General features: G+C 45.2%; 5 protein-coding genes and 1 pseudogene. 5 read left to right on the top strand and 1 reads right to left on the bottom strand.

The window, feature by feature from the left end; translation table 11 throughout:
* A pseudogene (locus Q0668_RS09395) lies at positions 1-595 on the bottom strand (hypothetical protein); the annotation flags it as partial.
* Positions 596-875: 280 nt separating this feature from the next.
* On the opposite strand from Q0668_RS09395, the gene Q0668_RS09390 reads away from it, so the two are divergent.
* The 5 genes from Q0668_RS09390 to Q0668_RS09370 form a co-directional block, all read left to right on the top strand.
* Positions 876-2,162, top strand: a complete 1,287-nt coding sequence (locus Q0668_RS09390; protein ID WP_298863345.1) for a glycosyltransferase family 2 protein — start codon at positions 876-878, stop codon at positions 2,160-2,162.
* Positions 2,163-2,164: 2 nt separating this feature from the next.
* Positions 2,165-2,776, top strand: a complete 612-nt coding sequence (locus Q0668_RS09385) for a class I SAM-dependent methyltransferase (RefSeq protein WP_298863342.1) — start codon at positions 2,165-2,167, stop codon at positions 2,774-2,776.
* Positions 2,760-3,098 carry a class I SAM-dependent methyltransferase gene (locus Q0668_RS09380; RefSeq protein ID WP_298863339.1) on the top strand — a complete coding sequence of 113 codons (339 nt, stop codon included), beginning with the start codon at positions 2,760-2,762 and terminating at the stop codon, positions 3,096-3,098. The genes Q0668_RS09385 and Q0668_RS09380 overlap by 17 nt, the downstream gene beginning before the upstream one ends.
* An 87-nt stretch (positions 3,099-3,185) precedes the next feature.
* Positions 3,186-3,377 (top strand): hypothetical protein, encoded by a 192-nt coding sequence (locus Q0668_RS09375; protein WP_298863337.1) that lies wholly within the window; start codon positions 3,186-3,188, stop codon positions 3,375-3,377.
* A gap of 198 nt (positions 3,378-3,575) precedes the next feature.
* A partial coding sequence (locus Q0668_RS09370) for an arylsulfatase (RefSeq protein ID WP_366918885.1) occupies positions 3,576-4,971 on the top strand: 1,396 nt, incomplete at its 3' end.

The following is a 4,971-nucleotide window of genomic DNA, read 5'->3' as shown; positions in this document are numbered from 1 at the left end:
CAAATAATAGTGCTCCACCAAGAACAGCAACGGCACCACCCCAATAATTCTGACCCCAGAGTATCATGAGTGGATGGAGCGCGGACATCAGTCCTCCCGCGAAGGCCCAGCGTGGTGGTACCCAGGATTGCAGCATCCAGCAGATCGCACCACTTGCCAGTGCGATACTCAACCAGGCACCTACAATCGGGCGTCCCGTCAGAACTTGACCTATGGCCAGAAACAGTCCCTGCCCGGGAGGGTATTTGGAGGCATAAGAGGGTTGGTGGATGATATGAAATGATTCAAAGTGTTTCCAGAAAGGGTGTATTGGGTTAGTGAGCCTGCCTTGCGAAATCGTGTCGGATGTTAATAAATAACTAAATTCATCATGAAATCGTGGGACAGGTATTTTAATGTTTGAAATACCAGCCGAGAGCATAAAACTGAGAATAAAAACGGTCAGCACAGCCAATCGAGTAGTGCTCAGGAATTGAATTTTGTTCCGAAGTGGTTTGAGAACTTTGAAACGGATGAATTGAGTGGGAATCACTTTTGTAATCAATACCAGGGTGGCCAGAACATAACAGGTTAACAGTATCAGAGTTATTTTCATGGATCAGGCATTATTCTGATAAGCGAGATGGTCGGATTGATGCCTGTCGGCAACAACTCAATTCAAATGGGATGAGCCATAAAATTGGTATTATTATTTTATCGGCATCTGTTCCGGGGCTCGAAACTATAAATTTTAGCTAGCTATGCCCCCTAGGTCCCCTTATTATGTATTATTCACTATTTTAAAACCAGAAGTTTCTTACCACTATTGAATTCTGTACGTTCAAGATAATCCTGTGGGATGAGTGCTTCACTCCAATCTGAATGAGTCGTAAGGTATGAATAATAGATGGCTTACAATAGTCATTCCAGCTTTAAACGAACAGGAGGCCATCGGTGCCACGATTGACCGATGTCTCGACGCACGGGAGGACATTTCTCATCAAGCAGGCTTAGAAGGTGTAGAAATCATTGTCGTCAGTGATGGGTCTACCGATCGAACCGTTGAAATTGCTCAAACTTATGAAGATATTCAAGTAGTGGTTTATGAAGAAAACCAAGGATATGGAGCGGCTATTAAAGAAGGCTGGAGACTGGGACGAGGAGATCTCGTCGGGTTTCTAGATGCCGACGGTACTTGTGATCCTCGATTCTTTAGCCAGCTCTGTCAGACGGCGATTGCTGAAAATGCCGATGTCACGCTTGGCTCACGGCTAGGACCAGATTCACAAATGCCGGCAATACGCAGGACAGGCAATCGAATCTTTGCCTTTCTATTAGGTTTGTTATGCGGCAGAAAAGTCACTGATACAGCCAGTGGCATGCGGGTCGTATGCCGCTCGGCGCTCAAGCATCTTTATCCGCTTCCCGACGGATTGCATTTCACTCCGGCTATGAGCGCACGCGCTTTAATGAATGATTTACGGATAATAGAAATCCCAATGAAATACGAAGAACGGATTGGGGAAAGTAAGTTGAGCGCACTTTGGGACGGTATCCGTTTTCTCAAAGTTATCGGTGAAGGTGTACTGTGCTATCGTCCAGAAAAAATCTTTCTGGCGGGCTTTTCCTTTTGCATGTTATTCATACTGGTACTGGCGGCTTATCCTACAGAATTCTACTTTCAGAACCATAGACTCGAAGAATGGATGATCTATCGGTTTGTAGTCTGCCAGTTGGTTGGTTCATTTGGTATTACATTGCTTCTGGCTTCGGCATTGACTAATCGAATGGCTCAACTCAGTTCACGGCGTGAGGAATCAGTCGGGTTTTGGTCATCCGTTGTGGCCAGTCTGTTTACCGGTAAACCTCTGGGTGTGATCGTTGGTTTATTCACTTTATTGGGTATTGGATTCCTGTGGCCTGGTATTATTGAATTTGTTTCGTCTGGCAAGATAACTTTGCATTGGTCACGATTGATTGCAGGAGCATTTACTCTTTTCACAGTGACGCAGGCGCTCATATTTTTCGTGCTCATGCAAGTAGTCGCCATTTGGAGTTCTGAACAAAGAACTGTCAAAAATATTCTCTCTGAGTCGAAACAGAATGAAGATATAGATCTTCGAAATGAAAACCATCAAAAAAGCAGTCCAACGATTAAAGCTTCGCGACACCTGATAAAATGAAAATGCTCCAACGAATCCACTCTCACACGGTTCATAGCCGACGTGTTGAATTGCTTACCAGACATTTGGCACCTTTATTGCCTCAAGATGGTCTGGTACTGGATATAGGTTGTGGCGATGGACTGTTGGGAAGTTGCCTGAGTAAGATTAACTCAAATGTTGAAATCAAGGGACTTGATGTCCTCATCAGGCAGGACACTAAAATTCCCGTCTCAGAATTCGATGGCACAACTATTCCTTTTGAAAACAAAAGTGTTGATTCGATTCTACTTGTCGATGTTCTGCACCACACAGTCGATCCCAGTGTGATTCTCAAGGAGGCCAAAAGAGTTGCTCGAAAATCGATTATTATAAAAGATCATACGCGAAACGGATTGTTTGCGAAACCAACATTACGCTTCATGGACTGGGTGGGGAACGCAAGTTATGGAGTCGCTTTGCCCTACAATTACCTGTCTTATGAGGAATGGCAGCAAATGTTCTCCGAATTGGATTTGGATGTGATTGACTGGGAAAGTGATTTACATCTTTATCCCAAGCCGGCAGACTACCTCTTTGGACGATCACTGCATTTCATAGCTAGAATTCGAGTAAGCCATGAAAATGCAACTTAATGTATCAACCTCACAGATCCAATATTGGCATCCTGGTATGGAATGCTGTGATGAGATCTGGGAAGAAGCCTATCGTCGTTTCGAAACACCAGATCAGGAATTCCAAAATTTTCTCAAAAGGCTTCAGCAATTGGGCGTTGATAACTGGGATAAGAATCTTAAAGTAGTCGATTTGTTTTGTGGGCAAGGCACTGGGTTACATGCTCTAGAACAATTGGGATTCCATTCCATTGAAGGAGTTGACCTGTCGCCATATCTACTCGAGCAATATCAGGGCAAATCACAGCTGTATGTCGGTGACTGCCGGGAACTCAAGTTTTAGGACAATAGTCGGGATGTTTTAATTGTCCAGGGTGGGCTGCATCACTTACCTGTACTACTTTCGGATCTGAAGCAGACCTTAAGTGAAATGAATCGCGTACTTCCTCTGGGAGGACATGTTGTCATTGTTGAACCCTGGCTGACTCCTTTTTTGCGTTTTGTGCATGCGGTCTGCAAAAATAAATCATTCAGAAAGATTTGGCCGAAATTAGATGCACTTGCTATTATGATCGAGCAGGAACTTACATCCTATGAACATTGGTTGAGTCAGCCCGGATGAATTTACGCTCTGTTAATCAGTTACTTTCAAACTGAACAGCAATCTGTTACGTTCGGAAAAAAAAGTGATGTAAAAACCATCGTACCAATTATTATCGTATGTACTGCCAATGTTCTGTTCAGACAAACATTTCTGTTAACGTAAAGCTCCGTGAGAAATATTATGTCTCGATTGATTCTGATACTTTCAATAACTGCTATGCTATTGTTCTCGAACAGGCAGGTGAAAGCAGAGAAGCCGAACATTATCGTCTTTATGGCTGATGACCTGGGCTATGGTGATGTTTCCTGTTACGGTGCGACTGCGCTAAAGACGCCACATATTGACAAGCTGGCTGCAGAGGGGGTGCGTTTCACAAGCGGCTACTGCTCGGCTTCCACCTGCACGCCAACGCGTTATTCGATGTTGACAGGGACTTATGCCTTTCGCGGTGAACGTACTGGTATTGCGCCACCCAATGCGCCTGCGATTATTAAACCTGATACTGAAACGGTTGCTTCAATTCTGAAGCGTGCAGGTTATGCTACTGGAGTCATCGGCAAATGGCATCTTGGGCTTGGTGATGAAGAGGGGCCCGACTGGAATGGACAACTGAAGCCAGGGCCTCTCGAAATAGGATTCGATACTTGCTTCCTATTACCCACCACCAATGATCGTGTCCCTCAGGTTTACGTTCAGGATCATCGTGTTCTAAATCTCGACCCTGCTGACCCGTTATGGGTGGGGACGAAAAAGCCAAGCCCTGATCATCCTACAGGGATTACCCATCGCCATACATTGAAGATGGATTGGTCACGCGGTCACAACTCAACAATTCACAACGGGATAAGCCGGATTGGCTTCTATACCGGCGGTCATGCCGCGCGCTTCCGCGATGAAGACCTTGCTGATAAATGGGTTGAGAAGTCTAACGAATTTATTGCAAAACACAAATCTGAACCTTTCTTTCTCTTCTTTTCATCACATGACATCCACGTTCCGCGCATTCCGCACGAACGATTCCAAGGAAAGACCTCACTCGGATTTCGGGGCGATTCGATTGTTCAGCTTGACTGGTGTGTCGGCGAATTAATGAAGACACTCGATCGTTTGAAATTGGCAGAAAAAACACTCGTTGTCTTCTGTTCCGATAACGGTCCGGTACTCGATGATGGATATAAAGACGGAGCCATTGAAAGGATCGGCAAGCACCGCGCTGCTGGCCCCTATTCAGGTGGCAAATACAGCGTCTATGAAGGGGGGACACGAACGCCATTTATTACACGTTGGAAGGGTCGCATTGAACCAGGTCTGAGTGACGAACTAGTCTGCACCATTGATCTGGCAGCCAGTCTTGCCGCCCTCACTAAACAAAGTCTGCCAAAACAAAGCTGCCTTGATAGCTTCAATGTTTTGGAAGCCCTGTTGGGTAGTGATAATGCTAAAGGCCGCGATCACATCGTACAACAGAATAATGGTAACAACGGAACTTACGCTCTGAGAACTGGCAAATGGAAACTACATCGTTACGACAGAAAGACTGCCCGAAATGTAGTTGTTGAAACTCAGCTTGCCAGTACCAAAGTGCCTCAGTATCAGCTTTTCAATCTTCCAG

Source organism: uncultured Gimesia sp., assembly GCF_937910335.1.
In the GTDB taxonomy this organism is placed as follows: Bacteria; Planctomycetota; Planctomycetia; order Planctomycetales; family Planctomycetaceae; genus Gimesia.
Note: the sequence above shows the minus strand (reverse complement) of the source record. Positions and strands in the feature narration are given on the sequence as shown.

Coding starts and splice junctions, on each gene's coding strand:
- Q0668_RS09390 (WP_298863345.1), top strand. CDS start 876: ATGAATAATAGATGGCTTACAATAGTCATTCCAGCTTTAAACGAACAG.
- Q0668_RS09385 (WP_298863342.1), top strand. CDS start 2,165: ATGCTCCAACGAATCCACTCTCACACGGTTCATAGCCGACGTGTTGAA.
- Q0668_RS09380 (WP_298863339.1), top strand. CDS start 2,760: ATGAAAATGCAACTTAATGTATCAACCTCACAGATCCAATATTGGCAT.
- Q0668_RS09375 (WP_298863337.1), top strand. CDS start 3,186: ATGAATCGCGTACTTCCTCTGGGAGGACATGTTGTCATTGTTGAACCC.